This window comes from Leptolyngbya sp. CALU 1928 (assembly GCF_056784215.1).
Genome location: NZ_JBXBCE010000004.1, coordinates 75116 through 91446, shown reverse-complemented (window position 1 = coordinate 91446; position 16331 = coordinate 75116). Strand labels below are relative to the sequence as shown.

Below are 16331 nucleotides of genomic sequence, written 5' to 3'. Positions count from 1 at the left end.
CTGCGATCGCTCACTGCCCTATGACTTCCATCCACCGTCGTCACTTTTTGCAATTTGCTAGCGCCGCGATCGCCAGCCTTGGTTTTAGCCAACTTGACTTGATCACGCAAGCCGAGCGAACTGCCCGTGTTTTGGCACAACCAACGAGGCGTAAACTAGCGCTCCTAGTGGGAATTAACCAATACTCCGCTGAAATCACCTCACTCAATGGCTGCCTAACGGATGTAGAAATGCAGTATGAACTGTTGCGCCATCGCTATGGATTTCAACCATCAGATATAGTGAGGCTGACCGATGAAACCCCTCAGAAACCTACCCGAAACAACATTCTCGCCGCGTTTGAAACCCATCTAATCCAGCAGGCAAAGCCGGGAGATGTGGTGGTGTTTCATTACTCCGGGCATGGAGGACTTATCGCCGATCCAGATCCGCTCGATCGCACGAAGCTCAACGGCACCTTGATTCCCGCTGACGGCACCCCAACCGATCGCAACGACATTATGGGACGAACCTTGTTTCTGCTGTCGAGCCAGCTTCAAACCGACTCCTTCACGATGGTGTTGGATAGCTGTCATTCTGGCGGCGGGTTACGGGGCAATCAGGTGGTGCGATCTCTGTCGCAATCGGGACGTTCTCAGGAAGCCCCACCCGTTTCCAGTCGTGCTGAGCAGCAATACCAGCAGGCACAACTGCAAAAACTCGGTTGGTCACGCTCAGAATTTCAGGCACGGCGCAGGCGAGGAATTGCCAAAGGGGTGGCGATCGGGTCTACAACCCAGGCATGGCTGTCATTGGATGCAAGTTTTGATGACTTTCATGCCGGAGCCTTCACCTATCTGCTAACGCGCTATCTCTGGCAGTTGCCCAACAGTGAGCCATTGACCATCACCTTCGATCGCCTTGCCCTGATCACCCAGGAATTCGCAGCCGCATCGGGCAATCCCCAGATTCCAGTCAAAGAAGTTGCTCCCGGCAAGCTCTTTGATGAACGAGCTATTTATCAACTTACGACAGAGCGCCCCAGTGCCGAAGCCGTTGTACGTCAAGTCATGCCCGATGGTAAAATCTCGTTTTGGCTGGGCGGCGTATCATCACGCAATTTAGAGGCGTTCCAGCCCGGTAGCCTCTTTAGTGTGATCGACGATAACGGCAAGGCGATCGCAGACATTGAACAAACCCATCGGATTGGGCTAGAAGGTTACGGCATCCTCAAATCGGGGCAGCCTCCTCAAGTCGGAATGCTGCTGAGGGAAAAACTGCGAAATTTGCCAACAACGTTATCCCTTAAGGTGGGACTGGATACTAGCTTGGGAACTGACCGGAACGCGATCGCTCAAGAACTGGTAAAGATTCCCCAAATCCAAGTAATGCCGATTAACCAACAAGGTGCCATAGATGTAATCCTTGGTCGCTTGACAGATATTGCTCGACAAGCTGGAAAAGTCCAGGGTGTCACTATTGCTCACCCCAATGGCAGCGTCGGGTTATTTACAGCGGCAAATACACCGATTACCAATAGTTTTGGGCGATTGGGGGAACCGCCACTAAATATCGTTGCCCGATTACGCCCTCGGTTAAAAATGCTGATGGCACGACAATTACTAAGTTTGATGCTGAATGGAGAAGCCGCCCAATTGAAAGTAGGCGTTGACCTGAGATCTCGACAGGGCGGCAATGTGCAGGTGTTGTCACGGGGCAGCGACAAATCTTTAGAAGCAAGTTCACCCAAACCGCATAAAGCGAATTCAGTGGTGGATATTCATGTGGTCAACCGGGAAGAGAACTCCCTGTATCTAGCAGTGCTGGCGATCGCCGATGACGGAGTAATCACGGTACTGCATCCAGCCAGTTGGGATTCTCCTGAAGCGGCTGCCATTATCAGACCCCAGGCAAAAACGACGGTGCCAATGGAGGTTTATGGTCCAGCCGGATTTTTTGAGGTGTTAGTTTTCACCAGTACGTTACCACTGCGAGACACATTGCGGAGTATGCAAGCGATCGCCCGTAGTCGCGGACTTAGCCCAAATCAGTTTCTCACCTTCGATGGCAAAACTCGCAGCGCCAATGACTCGGAAGACAGCATCATGCAAACCACCCGCAGCTTGATCAATGACATCACTACCGATGCCAGCGCTAAAACTGCTTCCGATGACACCACCCAGCGAGGACTCGACCCACAGAAATCTGGCGTGTTTTCAGCCATTCTTCAAGTGGTTGATTAGTGGTTGATTTTATAGGTCTAAAGCTACATATGTTCGCTGCACCTGGATTTATAGATTCATGTCAACGATTAATCCCATTGAGGATTTTATGAAGCCACTTCAACTGTGCCCCACTCAACAAAACGCCTTTGACCATTTGCTGCATCTCCTTCCAACTCATCCAGTACTCGAAATAGTTGGTAGCTCCGGTTCTGGTAAATCAGCCCTCCTCCAACAGGCTCACCAACGCCTAGGCGGTGAACTATTGCAGATGTATGACTTCATCGATCAAACTCGGCACTACCATCCTCTGGCACTGGAAGAAGCCTTTGAAACGATGGTAATGGATGCTTTGCAACAGCATCCCGTCGTCATTGTGGATGATTTACAAATTCTGATGCGCGTTTGCTATGGCACTTACCCCCGAGACGGGCTGCTGGCTCTCCCTCTGCGAAAGCTCTGCGCCTACGCCACCCAAACTCAAAAAACCTTCATTGTTGCAGCGGAGCACGACTGTTTGCAGTTGAGCTATCTGTATCATCACACTGGAGTGGTGCCGATTAAAGAGTTTAAAGCCAATGATTATGAGTTTCTCTGTCATCACTATCTAGATAGCGCGATCGCATCCCGGTTAAACTACGAAAAGATCTACCGCTTTGCATCAAATCTTAACGGCTATCAACTTCATCGCACTGGTCTGGAGTTAAACCAGGATACAGACCTGACTACCGATAAATTCATTGAATACTTAAAATCGCAACAACTCAGTAGCAACGTTGACTTAGGTGAAGTACAACCCGTTGACCTATCCTCACTTAAAGGGATTGATGATGTCTTGCAGAGTTTGGAAGCCAACCTGATTATCCCCTTAGAACAGGATGATCTCGCCAAAGAATTGGCGCTTCAACCCAAACGTGGCGTGCTGTTAGCGGGACCTCCTGGCACCGGTAAAACATCGATCGGGCGTGCCCTTGCCCATCGACTCAAGAGCAAGTTTTTCCTAATTGATGGCACCTTTATTTCTGGCACTGGCGACTTCTACAGCAAGATTGAGTATATCTTTGCAGCCGCCAAACAAAATGCCCCAGCGATCGTTTTCATTGATGACACAGATGTGATCTTTGAAGAAGGGGGCGAAACGGGACTCTATCGCTACCTGTTAACACTTCTGGATGGATTGGAAAGTGAAACGGCAGGTCGTGTCTGCGTCATGATGACTGCGATGAATATCCACAATCTGCCGCCTGCCTTAGTGCGCTCTGGGCGGATTGAGCTATGGCTGGAAATGCGGCTGCCCAACGAGGTCGCCCGCACGGAAATCTTACAGTCTTACTTGAGTCAGATTGCGCTGGTGCTGCGGGATGCGGACATTCCTCAACTGGTGGCAGCAACCGATGGCTTTACTGGAGCCGACCTGAAACGTCTGATTGAGGAAGGCAAAACACTGTATGCCTATGATTTTGTCCAGGCACAGTCACTCAAGTCTCCCACCGAGTACTTCTTGGCAGCGATCGAAGTGGTGCTGGCCAATAAGCAACGGTATGCCGAAGCAGAAGATCTTGCCCAGCAGACAGTCCCTCAAGGACATCAGATCCATCACAGAGTCTTTAAACTCGATCGCCTGCAACGCTCTTGGCTTCAGACACTTCGCGATCGCAGGTCTAATTCTTAAGCTCACACCCATTTCATCAGGAGGTTTCCTTTATGCCAGACCTGTTGGCATTGCTAGCGATCGCATTTTGGCTGTGGATGATTGTGGACTGTGTTGGCAGTGAACCGGATCGCACGACTTGGCTATGGGTGCTGCTGCTGCTGAATGTAACCGGGGCAGCGCTTTACTTCCTCGCCCGTAAACTGCCCCGGCTACAGATACCGCTGCCCTCATACTTCAAACGCTGGCAGTTGCGGCAGCAGCTTTGGATCGCTGAAGCCAACGCGAGAAATATTGGTAAAGCCCATCAATTCATTGGGTTGGGCAACCTTTTGGCTGAAGTAGGCAAAGTGAATTCGGCAATTGACGCTTACCGTGAGGCACTGCGGCAAGAACCCAATAACGTTCATGCTCACTGGGAAATGGCAGCGATCGCGCTGCAAATCAAACAGCCGAGCATCGCAGAAACCCATTTGAACCTACTTCTACAGCACGACCCCGATTACAAGTGTGGGGAAGCCTCATTGCTCCTCGGTAAAGTTCTGTTTGATTTAGGCGATTGGGACATGGCTCAAAAGCATCTGGAACGGGATTTGAAAGCGTGGAGCCATCCTGAAGCCGCGTTGATGTTAGCCAAAATCTTAATTGCTCAGGGCGATACTACAACGGCCCAAACCCATCTGCAAACGCTGCTGCTCAATCTACGTGCCTCTCCTCCCTATCATTACCGTCGCCACCAGGCAGTAGTCAAGCAAGCGGAGAGATTAGCTAAATCAACGGCAGTGCGATCGTGAGTTGCCCTTACAGTCCACGATCGCCCCCTTCTTCCGCGATCGCACCGAGGCAGTCCGGGGCTTGGAATCGTTAGCTTGAAGGTCTTAGAAAAAACGCGCCATTGTTTAACCACACTCTAGACAAGCCATGTCAAACTCAAGCATTACAACTTCAGAATATGAGTTCCCGCCAGACTCACCCCCTGCTCCCCCTTCAGCGCCGATGCTCAGTTGGGGAATTGCTCTACTGCTGTTGGGGATACTCATCGGTTCTCAGATTAATCGTCAAAAGAATCCTAATTCGGCGGGAGAAAGTATTGAATCATTAGACATTGAATCGTTAGACCGGGTGCGGTTTACTCAAGCTCTACAGTGGGTCAGTTATGGCAAAAAGTTAGAGCGAAAAGAGCAGTATGAGGACGCGATCTCAGTCTATGACAAAGGGTTATGTCAGCATCCCAATGACTTTCACTTGTGGCACGAACGGGGATTGGCTTTCGCCAAACTGCAACAATTTGAGTCTGCCTTGACCAGTTTTGATCGGGCTTATCGGTTGCGTCCCCATGACGGTAGCTTAGCCCACGAGCGGGGAGATACCCTGTTGCAACTGGAGCAGTATGAAGACGCGATCGCCTCCTATGATATTGTCTTGCGATACAATCCCGACAGCGCCCATGTGTTAGCGGATCGCGGTTATGCCCTGCATCGGCTTGAACGTTATGAGGAAGCGCTGCAAGTGCTAAACCGAGTTCTCAAAACTGAACGCCAAGATCGTACTTCCCTGGCTCAAGCTCACTACGTCCAGATCGAGTCCCTACGTCAATTAGGACAATTAGAAGCGGCGTTCCGTTCGTCTCAATCGGCGATCGAGCGGTACGCCGATGAACACTTTGAAGCTCAATGTGAAGACATCCGACAGCAAATTGCTGAAGTCCTACCCACTGTCCACACTGACGATCAAACTAGTTAAGCGTGAGCGTAAGTCCAGATGAACTCCAAGTCCGTTATTTGAACGAAGCAATCCGATTCAAATGGGTACATCAGGTGTGTCTCTGCGGTATCCACCTCTGTCTTCTGGAATAAATGCTCATGCAATCTATTCATCGGTTGGTTGTTGTAGATGAAACGGGGAACCATGAATTCGTGCTGGATAGACCGATTTATTCCATGGGTCGTGATCCTCAATGCGACATCATTTTGAATTCTCGATTTACCTCGCGGTATCACGCCACCTTAATTCAAAATCTTCATCAAGGTGGTATGTTCAGCTATCGAATTGTTGATGGCAATTACCAGTTTGTGGACGGTGAATTAATTGGGAAGCCTAGTGAAAATGGAATGTGGGTGAATGGAAAGAAGCAAGAGATCCATTATTTGCGGCATGGAGATGAAATCATTTTAGGTTTAGCTGAGATGGTCTATTATTCTGAGCCGCCGCCATCCATCAGTGATGAAGATCCACCTGACCCGAATTCTTACAGGCCGCGCAAACCTTATCCCTTCACACCTGATTTTAGGGCGGAAGCGTTGCCAGATGCAGGCTTCAGCCGCATTCCATAGCCTGACAACTCAAAATCATCGAAAAAAGGGGGGTAGTTCTAAACAAAGTTGCTGAACTCGTGGGGATAGGGTTGGCTCTGCCAGGTTGGAAACCGTGAGTCCCAGTAATCGAACTTTGCGCGATCGATCCAAGTGTTCCTCCAACAGCGAGATCGCCCGATTGCAAAGCCTCTGCTGATCCTTAAACAGCACATCTATGGTTTGGGCACGAGTAATCTGCCGATAGTCAGCGTATTTAATCTTCAGAGTCAACGTGTAGCCATACCGCTGGTGTTTTTCCATGCGAGTTACCACTTCTGCTGCCAGTTTTTCCAAAGCAGCGACCATCGGTTCAATGGCCTCCAGCTCTGCGGCAAACGACTGCTCTGCCCCAATCGACTTGCGAACCCGGTTGGGGTTGACTGGGCGATCGTCTATGCCCCTCGCAACTCGATAGTAATACCGACCCGCTTTGCCAAAGTGAGTCACCAAATCTGCCTCTGCCCATGGCTTCAAGTCCGCTCCCGTCTGAATTCCCAGGTTTTGCATCTTTTGTACCGTCGCTGCCCCCACTCCGTAGAACTTTTCAATGGGCAGGTTAGCCACAAAGGCTGCTGCCGCTTCGGGGGCAATCAGGTGTAGTCCATCCGGTTTATCTAACCCAGAGGCAATCTTGGATAGAAACTTATTGATGGACACTCCGGCGGAGGCAGTCAGTCCGGTTTCTTGTTGAATGGCCCCTTTGATTTCTCGGGCGATCGCCATGGCGGAAGGAATTTCTGGCTTGTTTTGAGTCACATCCAGATAGGCTTCATCGAGTGACAGTGGCTCTACCAGGTCAGTGTAAGAATAGAAAATCTCTCGAATTTGCTCGGAAACCGCCCGATACACTTCAAACCGGGGAGGGACAAAAATGAGGTGGGGACACCGTTGCTGGGCAATGCGCGAGGGCAATGCGGAATGAACCCCATATTGACGAGCTTCATAACTGGCAGCCGCCACCGCACCGCGTTGATCGGGTCGTCCGCCTACCGCGATCGCTCTGCCTCGATACTGCGGAAAGTCTCGCTGCTCCACAGATGCAAAGAACGCATCCATGTCAATGTGGATAATTTTGCGAGGCTCAGACATCATGTTCGATGAAGCCGCATGGGCGCAAAAGAATTTTACCCAAGCGGTATTATCACAGGGTTGCTTACTATTCTGAACCATGATTGCTGAGATAAATCCGTACCCTATTTTGAACCAAACTCGACGGCAACGGGTGGGTAATGGTCAGCAGGGTTTTATTCTAGAGGGGTGTGACCTGGCTACCCGACTCCTCGTGTTGGTACTGCCGCAACTGGGAGATTTCGATAGCCTGGAGTATGCCTGGTGGTTACACAAATATATGGAGCCATTCCAGGCCGCGAAATTGACGATTCGCGCCGTTGGAATTGGCGATCGCGCTTCGGGTGAGCAGTTTTGCGCCTACACGGGCTTTCCCCCGGACTGGTTATTCATCGATCCAACCGCAGAACTCCATCGGCAACTGGGTCTTTATCCAGGTCTATCGCTTAAAGTGCCTCTGCTATCTCCAGGGCAAAACGCCTGGTTGAATCTGATGTTGATGTGTGCTGGGATCGGCAGTCCAGGAACCCTGGCAGAAGTGTTTCGCGGCTATAGGGGCGATCGCCATGCTCCCCAACTGATTGCCGAGGATGAGGTGGTGAAAGCCACTCCTTTACCGCCCTTGAAAGGTTCATTCTTTAACCTGGCGGGGGGTCAGGGCTTTCAGCGTCCGTTTGAACTGGCAACCCTGCGGTTGAAGAATATGGCAGAGGTGTTGGGACATTGGAAAACCTACGTGCCGGATGCAACCCATATGACTCAGCGGGGTGCAACGTTTCTGTTTGATGGCAATGGTGAGTTGCTTTATGAACATCGGGACAGGAGCATTCTGGGCTTCGCCGCCCAGATGAGTGACCCACTCTCGTTTTTATGGGCTGAACCCTTTCTCTCTGGTGATGCTAGCCCTGATACCCTGACTCTCTAATCGGGTGAAGTTGATAACATTGCAGTCCTGCTGGAGTGTGCAGAAGTGAGTGATTGGAGGCTTTGCTCAAACGCATTTTATGCATCGCGGCTTCACTCCTTTCTTGAGTAAACTAAGGGCTATCATTGACAACCCGCGAGATGAGCGCACAGCTACCCCTTAGAGAACGTTTGTAAATAACTATTGCGAGTAGGTTTACGAATTCAGCTAAAAATCCTGTTAAGAAATCAGGCTGTATCAAGGTTAAGACATGGGACAACTCAAAACTTATAGCAGTGATTTAACCGATGCTGAGTGGCAAGAATTGCACCTTTGTTACCCCTAAATAAACCCGTGGAATACGCGATTGCGACACTATCTTGCCCGGTTGCATCGTAAGACCTTGTGCTATTCCAAGTTCATAGAAATGCTGAAGTACTCTATTCAATTGCTACTGCACTACCTCAAATTTGGTGATGTGCCCGTCCCGCAGTAAGTCATATTTATATTCAGCAACGCCATGAATTTCACCACTTTGCTGCAAATATAGGAACGCTGGGTAGGCAAATCTGCTTTAGATTATCGGGTTGATAATGGGTGGCTGTGATGAGATGTAAGCATCTGATGAAAGAGTGAGGCTGTAATAGTTCAAGAATACCAATGTTTTGATAAAAGATATTGCTTTAATATCTTTGTCTTACGAAAGTCTGACGAATAAGAGTCATGGATAAAATCCACAAAAAAGCGATCGCTCGAAAGGAAAAGGAATGGGCGGATGTCTCCAAGGATTAATGCCAAGTGCTTAAAATGCTCCAAACTTACTGTGGAAGAAGCCATCTCGCTTCATGGTAAAGAGGGTGATGATTGCTGGGATATTGCCCGATGCCACAAACGACGCTCACATTATCGAAACCGGAGCGATCGCAATAGTAAGCGACAAGTTGCCTACAAATTAGCAAAACCAGCTTTCCCAGAGGTTGAATTGTCAGTTTCTCAGGTTGCTGCTGTAGTCCTGGTACTTTACAAAGAGGAGTTCACTAAGGACGCTCCAATTCATGCGATCGCAGCCGAACTGTGGATAGGAACTCAAAAAATTGCTCATATGCAGCCCATCTCTTGCTTGGGGATGCGCGGCAATCAGGTAACGGGACTAATGCCAAAAATTCTCCGCACTTTTTCAGAGCAGTTTTCAGAACAATATAATCAGGGCAAGCCTTTTCCCCGTTTCGCTACTAAAGTTGAGAGGAATATCAGTCGATGCCCAATTTCGACACCGTTTTCACAGATCTAGTAATAAACCAGCAGCTAGAACTCAGTTTATCTTCCCTCAACCTAGCTGAAAATACCCCAGAACAGGGAAGTATCCATGAAATGTGCGACGAGCTTGAAAGCGCGATCGCACATCTCAACCTGCCCCTCCATCAGAAGCTAGAAGCTGCGGGAAATATTGTCTCTCGCATTGCTAGAGTGTATGACCAGAAAGCCAATCAACTGCTTGATTCGTGGGAGTTTGCCAGACAACCTGCCGTCTTCCCAATGATTGAAGTGGATGCTTTAGATAGCTACATTCGGCAGTCTATGAGTATCGATGTCGATGCATTTCTGGAGCCGTCTTCACGTCGCAAAGGTTCCAAGAATAAATCGGATAAACAGCCTGACTCCAATTGGTCAGTGGCTCATATTGTTGAAAAATCCGCTGCTCTCGACTTGGTAGACATTCTAGAACTTGCAGGGAATGATAGCCCTACTCACTGGTCACAGGCGATCGCGGCGTGGATAGAACAGCAAGATGGAATTGAAGTGGTTTCAACTTTACCAGAGCTTTGCGAGGCATTAAATCTAGTGCCTGTGGAGATCTGGCTGGGGCTGCTGTTGGGAAATTTCCAAAATCACAAGGTAAGTTTGAGGCAAAACGAATTCTATCAATCGATCACAGTGAGATTTGAAAGGTTGCCAGTGGATAAAATCTATAGAGTACCATAGAGCGTCTTCAATCGGAAGACAACCAGGAGATTCACTCGCGATGCAAATGCTAAAGCACTGAACTTGAACTTGGCTCCACTCTAAAGTTTCACGCTCCTCTGACATCCAGAATGATCAGCAATTCCAAATTCAAACTCTAAGAGGAGTCAGTGGTAGGGGTAATGTTCTAGACCTGTGGAAATGCGAGAATACAGGCAGACGTTTACCCGTGAACTTACAGCATGGTTTTGGAACCTGTTCTTTGTCCTGATTGTGGAAGCAATAACGTGGTCAAGCACGGTCACTCTGAGGAGAGTAAACAACGCTACAAGTGTCGCAATTCGGAATGCAGTCGCAGCACCGACCTTCGAGCCTATGCTTATCGAGGCTATTTGCCGGAGGTCAAACAGCAGATTGTAGACATGGCAGTCAATGGGAGTGGCATAGCCTGCGGCACGTCTACGCCTACGAGACACAGCGCGAGTATTGCAGATTAGTCCAACCACAGTGATTGAAACCTTAAAAAAGATCGACCTCTCACAGCAGTCAATGAGGCGCGATTGGCACAGCTTGAACCCACTCAAACGATCGTTAAACTGTGCCAGTGGCAAGACTTGGAGGCTGAAGCCGATGAAATGTGGAGCTACGTGGGGTCAAAAAAACAGCAACGGTGGTTGTGGCACGCCATTGACCATGAAACAGGTGAAGTGTTGGCATACGTGTTGTCCAGTCATCAAGGGTAGTGCCTTCCTCGAACTTAAAGCGATGTTAGAACCTTTGGCATCATGCAGTTCTATACAGATGGCTGGGGGCTTATGTTGGCGTAGCCTGCCGGAGGCATCACGCCATCTTGATCCGACGTTTCATACAGTGGGCAAACGCAGTACTCAAATGATTGAGCATAAACATCTAACTTGACGAACTCGGATTAAGCGGTTAGCTCGCAAAACCATCTGCTTTTCTAAGTCAACTTGGTTACATGATGTGGTCATTGGTTTATTCATCAACCGCTATGAGTTTGGTTTGCTCGTCTAAAGTACTTTCACAGGTCTAGAACACGACCTAACCATTGGAGTGAAGACATATTATTTATCTCCCTCCTGAGGCGCTAGTCTAACCTCATATTTGGTTGTATTGTCCTCGTGAGTGAAGAGGTTGTACAGGTGAACCGATGCCGGCGACCATGTGAAAATTTCGCATCGCTTAAGTTATCTATTATATAACTGTATAGTAGTATAATAATCTTATCGACTCTATGGAGGTGACATGCTGAAGCCGATGACCAGTCGTAAACAACCTTGGACTCAACATCAGTGGATACGTTTGATTGCAGGCAGCATCGTACTCGTGAGTTTGTCGCTATCATTAAGCCATCCAAGCTGGTTAGGGTTAACAGCCTTTGTGGGACTGAACCTGCTGCAATCAGCGTTTACCAACTGGTGTCCGTTAATTGTGCTGCTAACAAAGATAGGGGTGAGAGAGGGATGACGGGATGACGAGATAAAGTATCCCTCTCCTTCTCCCTGCTTTTATTACTCAAGACTCGATTTAAAACTTAATCTTTAGGAGTCGCTGTTATGGCTCGCGTTGTTGTGATTGGGGCTGGACTCGGAGGCTTGCCTGCTGCCTATGAATTGAGGCATGTCTTGCCGCATGAACATCAGATTACGCTCATTTCAAATCAACTGAAGTTTACGTTTGTGCCGTCATTACCCTGGGTTGCGCTGGGGTTGAAGTCTCTCGATCAAATCCAGTTAGATTTAGCTGCAATTGTTCCTCGGCATGGCATCGAATTTATTCATGCTGCCGTTACTGCCATCGATCCGAAGTCGCGTCAAATTACAACAGACGACCGGGTGGTGGATTACGATTATGTCGTCATTGCTACGGGACCAGAATTGGCACTGGATGCCATTCCAGGGTTAGGACCGGAGGGCGGTTACACTCAATCGGTGTGTAATCCGCATCATGCGGTGTTGGCGAGGGAAGCATGGGAGAAATTCTTAGCCGATCCAGGACCAATTGTTGTAGGTGCAGCACCAGGAGCTAGTTGTTTTAGTCCTGCTTATGAGTTTGCCTTCTTGATCCATCACGTTTTGAAGCAGAAGGGGCTACGATCGCAAGTCCCGATTACGTTCATTACCTCAGAACCCTACGCTGGGCATCTGGGCATCGGCGGCATGGCTAACTCGCGCTGGCTGATGCGTAAATTCATGGCAGCGCGGGAAATTGAGCTAATGGAAAACACAGCGATTTCACATTTTGCACCAGACGCGGTTTACCTGGCGGATGGGCGCAAGATTCCAGCTAAATTTGTGATGGTCTTGCCGCCCTTCCGGGGACCCCGTTTCCTGCGGGAAGCACCGGGTTTAACCGATGCCAAGGGGTTTATCCCCGTATTGCCGACCTATCGTCACCCTGACTTTGAGTCGATTTACGCCGTGGGAGTGATCACCCAACTCAAAGCAGTGGAGCAAACCCCCATCCCCACAGGTGCTCCCAAGGTGGGATTGATGTCTGAAGAAATGGCGCTGGCGGTTGCCCATAATATTGCCCTGGCGTTAGGGGTGACTACTGGTTCTCAGTATCAACCCACCCTGCAAGCGGTTTGCTTCGCAGATTTTGGCAATACTGGAGCGCTCTTTTTAGCCGATCCGTTGCTACCGGATCAGTCCGGGCATCGCCACCGTGCGCTTACCTATCACGGCATCTGGGTGTCGTGGATGAAGGCAGGCTTTGAGAAATACTTTATGACGAAGATGCGCTTAGGCTGGACGATTCCCTGGTTCGAGCGTTGGGGCTTTCGGGCGATCGGGCTACCACTGGTAGAACCCATTGCTCCAAGCACAGAGCGTATGGAGGTAAAAGTATGAAACAAGGGATATGGAAATAGTCTTCGCAAGCCGCTTCAAGATTCTGGCAGAACCCACCCGACTGCAGATTCTAGCAGCACTCTGCAATCAGGAACATAGTGTACAGGAAATTTGCGATCGCACCAGCTTACTTCAGGGCAATGTCTCAAAACACTTACGGCTCATGAAAGCTGCTGGCGTTGTGGACTGTCGCCGGGAAGGGTGTGGCGGTATTACCGGGTGATTGATCTGGATTTACTTGCTTTGTGTGCTCGTACTCGTAAAGTCTCAAATGCTAGTCAGGAGTAATGCTCAACTTCATTGTCCCCTTTGATCACGATCAACTTGGAGAAACTTCAATGGCAAACTTATTTTCACCCGTATGGATGCAGGCATTTGGTGAGCAATGGAATGCAGAACCAGAACTCGCCGATGCGCTTGCAAAGATTCATTTCAATTCAGTAATTGGCTACGGTTTTGAGCACGATCCAATCCCGACAGGCGTGCTTACCGTTCAAGAGGGACGGGTAGTTTCTGCGGGGGTATACAACGGGCAAAAGCTGAATTGGGATTTACGTGCCGATCGCGACCACTGGCAACGGTGGAGAACCAAGGGCTTGAACATGATGGGTTTGAGTATGGCGTACATGAGCCGCAAATTACAATTTCGAGTGGGAGATTACACTGCCATGATTAAAGATCCCCGCATGGCAAAACCATTCATCAAGTCATTCTCTGTGATGGAACGAGTGGAAACCTCATGACTAATCAAAATTCAAACCAGCAGTTGCATCCTATCGCTGCCATACCATCGCCTTTTACAGCGGTTTATGGCCCAGTTCAGTCTTGGCGCTTTGGGCGATCGCTGGGGATTGACCCCATTGGTTCAGTCTCTACTTGTTCATTCAACTGTGTCTATTGCCAACTAGGGGAGATTGAGCATCAAAGCCTTCAGCGCTGCATCTTTGTCCCAACTCAACAGATTTATCAAGAATTGCAGCACTTTGCGCCGTGGGATGTGGATTGCGTCACGTTAAGCGGTAGCGGAGAACCCACGTTGGCACTCAATTTAGGAGAGATTTTAGCAACTGCTAAGATCGTTACAAACAAGCCTACAGTCGTGTTAACCAACGGCAGCTTGCTCCCCGATGCCTTGGTTCGAGAGGCGTTAGCGATCGCTGATCAGGTTGCCATCAAATTTGACGCTGTGAATACACGTCAGTTTCATCGAGTGAATCGACCGCTGCCAGAGCTTGACCTGATGACCCTTTGGGCAGGGATATTACAATTTCGTCGCCTGTACTCCGGGCATCTAGCCATTCAAACCATGCTGTTAAGCCCGTGGGATGAGCTAGAGCAAGAAACATACATTGCCCGGATGCAGGCATTATGCCCGGATGAAATTCAGCTCAATACACCCACTCGTCCCAAACCATTGACCCATAGTCTGGAGTCAAGAGGAAATCATCCTCCTAATCCTCAATTGAATAACCCTCAGTCTGATCTAGTGCGATCGCTCAAACCTGTCTCAGTGGAAGTATTACAGAGATTTGCTGATCGCATCCAAAACACGCTTGAAATACCAGTTCGTTATCCACTCCATGTGAGTCACTCATGAAGAGAATGAAAGCTAACTCTGTGCCTCAATCATCCCTAAACTCAATTTTATTAACTCCCGCCCAACTCCAGTCACGTCAAAAGCAACTCTTGATCATTGATGTGCGGGGCTGCCTGGAATACATGATGGGACATATTCCAGGCGCACAACGATTAAACCGCGATCGCATTCTTAAGGACATTCCCAAAGACCAGGCAATCGCTATCACTTGTCTGTCAGGTCATCGAAGTGCGATCGCCGCGCAATGGTTAGTCTCTCAAGGCTACCGTCAGGTCTACAACTTGCAAGGTGGCTTACTGGCATGGCAAAGCAACGGATATGCCGTGCAGCGCGGCAATCGCCCTTAAAGGAGAAAACAATGACTCATACCACCTCAAATAACTCGCTAAATGAATCGCTCGATGAAACAATCGCGGGATCAGTTAAGCAAAACCTTCCCGCACCAAAACTTTCTCGAAAGGGGTGGGGACTGTTGCTAGGAGGCACATTACTACTCACAGGGGGAACTTGGGGCATTCTGCAACTCACCCATTCGACCCATGCACCAGAGACCACGATGGCTCCAGCAACGACCGTTGAAACCTTAACCCTTCGCTCCCAGGCGATCGCCAATACCCTAGAACTTTCGGGTACGATTCGCCCAGTTGACCAGGCAACCCTATCAACACGGGTAATGGGACGAATTACTCAGTTGTCGTTAGAGTCTGGCGATCGCTTCCGCAAGGGCGATATCCTTGCCCAGATTGATGTCAAGGACATGACGGCTCAAACCAGTCAAGCACAGTCGGGTGTGGCTCAGGCACAGTCTACAGTCGCTCAGAGACAAGCCGACCTATCTCGTACTCAGGCAATGCTCAACCAATACGAGTCGCAGAAAATTGAAGCTCAAGCAGCACTACAAATGGCGAGAATTGATCAAAGCCGGATGTCAAAACTTTGGGCAGAAGGGGCAGTTTCTCAAGACCGTCTGGATCAGGCAAATACAACTCTAGCGCAAGCACAGGCTAAAGTTGCACAGGCAGATGCGGGGATTGAGCAGGCACGAGCAGCGATTAGTCAATCTCAAGCGGCAATCTCCCAATCTCAGGCGGCAGTAAAACAGGCAAAATCCGGTGTAACCTCAGCTTCGATAGGTGAAAGCTACGGAACCGTGATCGCTCCCTTCGATGGGGTGGTGGTGCAGAAACTTGCCTACGAAGGAGAAATGACCGCTCCGGGAACGGTATTACTGAAAGTTGAAAATCCAGACAGACTACAACTGGAGATTGCTGTACCCGAAGAGAATTTACGGTTTGTGCGCGTCGGTCAACTCGTCAAAGTACAGGTAGAGGCTGCCAATCAAACCTTAAATGGCACCATTGGGCAAATTGTGCCAGTCGCAGATGCCAACTCTCGGAGTTTCCTGATCAAGATTCCCTTCAATAATTCTGGTCGCCTCATTTCTGGGATGTTTGGGCGCATTGCCTTACCAGTCGGTGGTAAACAAGAAACTATTCTCGTCCCTACTAATGCCCTGATTCAACGGGGGCAATTGCAAGGGGTGTATGTGGCAGAAACGAGGGGATCTCAATCGACGGCTGTTTTGCGTTGGGTGAAACCAGGACAACAACGAGAGGGGCAGGTCGAGATTGTGTCGGGCTTGATGACGGGCGATCGCATCATTACCAGCAACATCAGTCAACTCAGCGATGGGCAAGCGATCGCCATGCGGAAATAGGGGA

The 16331-nt window shown here is 49.4% G+C and carries 16 protein-coding genes and 2 pseudogenes; 17 read left to right on the top strand and 1 reads right to left on the bottom strand.

The features are described 5' to 3' along the window. Positions 1 to 20: 20 nt before the first annotated feature. From AC1S5B_RS20050 to AC1S5B_RS20030, 5 genes are all read left to right on the top strand, one after another. Positions 21 to 2222: a caspase family protein gene (locus tag AC1S5B_RS20050; RefSeq protein ID WP_482037462.1), complete on the top strand. Its 2202-nt coding sequence runs from the start codon at positions 21 to 23 to the stop codon at positions 2220 to 2222. Positions 2223 to 2280: 58 nt separating this feature from the next. Then, entirely contained in the window at positions 2281 to 3873 is a 1593-nt protein-coding gene (locus AC1S5B_RS20045) for an AAA family ATPase (RefSeq protein WP_482037461.1), read from the top strand. A 32-nt stretch (positions 3874 to 3905) separates the two neighbouring features. Next, a complete protein-coding gene (locus AC1S5B_RS20040; RefSeq protein ID WP_482037460.1) occupies positions 3906 to 4646 on the top strand; it encodes a tetratricopeptide repeat protein in 741 nt (246 codons plus the stop codon). 127 nt (positions 4647 to 4773) lie between these two features. Beyond that, on the top strand, positions 4774 to 5595 hold the full coding sequence (locus AC1S5B_RS20035; protein ID WP_482037459.1) for a tetratricopeptide repeat protein: 822 nt from the start codon (positions 4774 to 4776) through the stop codon (positions 5593 to 5595). A gap of 119 nt (positions 5596 to 5714) precedes the next feature. Beyond that, positions 5715 to 6185, top strand: a complete 471-nt coding sequence (locus tag AC1S5B_RS20030) for an FHA domain-containing protein (protein ID WP_482037458.1) — start codon at positions 5715 to 5717, stop codon at positions 6183 to 6185. A gap of 15 nt (positions 6186 to 6200) precedes the next feature. Here AC1S5B_RS20030 and dinB read toward each other — a convergent pair whose 3' ends face one another. Continuing rightward, entirely contained in the window at positions 6201 to 7298 is a 1098-nt protein-coding gene (dinB, locus tag AC1S5B_RS20025) for a DNA polymerase IV (RefSeq protein WP_482037457.1), read from the bottom strand. Positions 7299 to 7374: 76 nt separating this feature from the next. Here dinB and AC1S5B_RS20020 point away from each other — a divergent pair, with 76 nt between their 5' ends. The 12 genes and pseudogenes from AC1S5B_RS20020 (at position 7375) to AC1S5B_RS19965 (ending at position 16327) form a co-directional block, all read left to right on the top strand. Continuing rightward, complete coding sequence (locus tag AC1S5B_RS20020) at positions 7375 to 8199, top strand: peroxiredoxin-like family protein (protein ID WP_482037456.1); 825 nt, start codon at positions 7375 to 7377, stop codon at positions 8197 to 8199. A gap of 337 nt (positions 8200 to 8536) precedes the next feature. Beyond that, positions 8537 to 8674, top strand: a pseudogene (locus tag AC1S5B_RS20015) (IS1 family transposase); the annotation flags it as partial. A gap of 279 nt (positions 8675 to 8953) precedes the next feature. Next, a complete protein-coding gene (locus AC1S5B_RS20010; protein WP_482037455.1) occupies positions 8954 to 9469 on the top strand; it encodes a hypothetical protein in 516 nt (171 codons plus the stop codon). Further along, positions 9436 to 10161 (top strand): hypothetical protein, encoded by a 726-nt coding sequence (locus AC1S5B_RS20005; protein WP_482037454.1) that lies wholly within the window; start codon positions 9436 to 9438, stop codon positions 10159 to 10161. Before AC1S5B_RS20010 ends, AC1S5B_RS20005 begins: the two co-directional genes overlap by 34 nt. 221 nt (positions 10162 to 10382) lie before the next feature. Continuing rightward, positions 10383 to 11175 (top strand): annotated as a pseudogene (locus AC1S5B_RS20000) (IS1 family transposase). A 231-nt stretch (positions 11176 to 11406) separates the two neighbouring features. Then, on the top strand, positions 11407 to 11628 hold the full coding sequence (locus tag AC1S5B_RS19995) for a YgaP family membrane protein (RefSeq protein WP_482037453.1): 222 nt from the start codon (positions 11407 to 11409) through the stop codon (positions 11626 to 11628). 89 nt (positions 11629 to 11717) lie between these two features. Further along, entirely contained in the window at positions 11718 to 13013 is a 1296-nt protein-coding gene (locus AC1S5B_RS19990) for an NAD(P)/FAD-dependent oxidoreductase (protein WP_482037452.1), read from the top strand. Between the two features lie 10 nt (positions 13014 to 13023). Beyond that, positions 13024 to 13236: an ArsR/SmtB family transcription factor gene (locus AC1S5B_RS19985; RefSeq protein WP_482037451.1), complete on the top strand. Its 213-nt coding sequence runs from the start codon at positions 13024 to 13026 to the stop codon at positions 13234 to 13236. A 115-nt stretch (positions 13237 to 13351) separates the two neighbouring features. Continuing rightward, entirely contained in the window at positions 13352 to 13756 is a 405-nt protein-coding gene (locus AC1S5B_RS19980; protein ID WP_482037450.1) for a hypothetical protein, read from the top strand. Then, complete coding sequence (locus AC1S5B_RS19975; protein ID WP_482037449.1) at positions 13753 to 14610, top strand: radical SAM protein; 858 nt, start codon at positions 13753 to 13755, stop codon at positions 14608 to 14610. The genes AC1S5B_RS19980 and AC1S5B_RS19975 overlap by 4 nt, the downstream gene beginning before the upstream one ends. 5 nt (positions 14611 to 14615) lie before the next feature. Beyond that, the gene (locus AC1S5B_RS19970) at positions 14616 to 14957 is read left to right on the top strand and encodes a rhodanese-like domain-containing protein (RefSeq protein ID WP_482037448.1); all 342 of its coding nucleotides are present in this window, start codon (positions 14616 to 14618) and stop codon (positions 14955 to 14957) included. A gap of 11 nt (positions 14958 to 14968) precedes the next feature. After that, positions 14969 to 16327, top strand: coding sequence for an efflux RND transporter periplasmic adaptor subunit (locus tag AC1S5B_RS19965; protein ID WP_482037447.1), 1359 nt, complete (start codon positions 14969 to 14971; stop codon positions 16325 to 16327). Positions 16328 to 16331: the final 4 nt, after the last annotated feature.